The following is an 865-nucleotide window of genomic DNA, read 5'->3' on the forward strand; positions in this document are numbered from 1 at the left end:
ACCGGAAGTGCCTTTCTGACCTGGACTGATTAGTGCGTAGAGAACACCAATCTTCCCAGTTCAAAGGGCACTTTCCTCATTCCGACACCCTGCGACCAGCCGATACATCGGTGGATCGAGGCTAAGGGTTACCGCCGCCAGTCGGGTTGCGGTGGAGACGGCCACGGTCGTCGTCGCTTTTAACCCCTGTGAGGAGGCATGTCTTCACATCTGCTGACCGCGCTCAAGCTTCTGCTGACCACGGTAGTCGTCATCGTCACGTCCTGGCTAGCGGTATGCGACATTGCGATGTTCACCGGCCACACCGAATTCCTGCCCGCTGTCGGTGCGATGCCGGTCGACCTGATCGAAGCACTCGTCACGAGACCGCTGCACGAGCTGGCCACCGAGACTACTGGGAGAGGTCGATGAGGTAGCGGCCCTGCTTTTCGGCGGCGTCGATCTTCTTGATCAGTGCGTCGACCAGGCTGATGCGTCCTTCGAAGATGAGGGCCAGGTCCTGGCCGGTCATGTACACGACGTTGCGTTTGCCGCTGACGTTTGCGAAATGCTCCAGGATTTCGTCGTTGAATCCGATCATGGAGATAAACAGCCCGCGGGTGCTTTCCAGTTTTCCATCCACTTTGACCTTGAAGTCGGCGAGATCGCCGGTTGTGGGTGGTTGGCTTCGCCAGCGTGCTTCGACGAGGTAGGTGAATCCGCGGAAATGGAAGGACCCGTCGACCTGTTCGTGTGGCTGGTGTTGACCGTCTCTCGGGATGACGATCACGGGGTATGTGGACGTCATTGAGCGTGCTGATGTGGCCTGTGCCGCCGTTGTCGAATTGATCTTGTTCGTGTGCACCGTCAGTGTGACGAGGAACTG

2 protein-coding genes are annotated in these 865 nt (G+C 58.3%); one reads left to right on the forward strand and one right to left on the reverse strand.

Annotation, left to right across the window (positions count from 1 at the left end):
* Nucleotides 1–198 precede the first annotated feature (198 nt).
* Nucleotides 199–411 carry a hypothetical protein gene (locus ACTWP6_RS30355; RefSeq protein ID WP_443189645.1) on the forward strand — a complete coding sequence of 71 codons (213 nt, stop codon included), beginning with the start codon at nt 199–201 and terminating at the stop codon, nt 409–411.
* On the opposite strand, the gene ACTWP6_RS30360 is transcribed toward ACTWP6_RS30355, so the two are convergent.
* Nucleotides 392–865, reverse strand: a 474-nt coding sequence (locus ACTWP6_RS30360; RefSeq protein ID WP_443189646.1) for a hypothetical protein, incomplete at its 5' end; no start/stop codon positions are given. The two genes, ACTWP6_RS30355 and ACTWP6_RS30360, sit on opposite strands and share 20 nt — an antisense overlap.

The organism is Mycobacterium sp. 4D054, assembly GCF_052245755.1.
GTDB lineage: Bacteria > Actinomycetota > Actinomycetes > Mycobacteriales > Mycobacteriaceae > Mycobacterium.

What these genes read in the sequence shown, in the direction of transcription:
- ACTWP6_RS30355 (WP_443189645.1), top strand. Translation starts at nt 199, where the DNA reads ATGTCTTCACATCTGCTGACCGCGCTCAAGCTTCTGCTGACCACGGTA.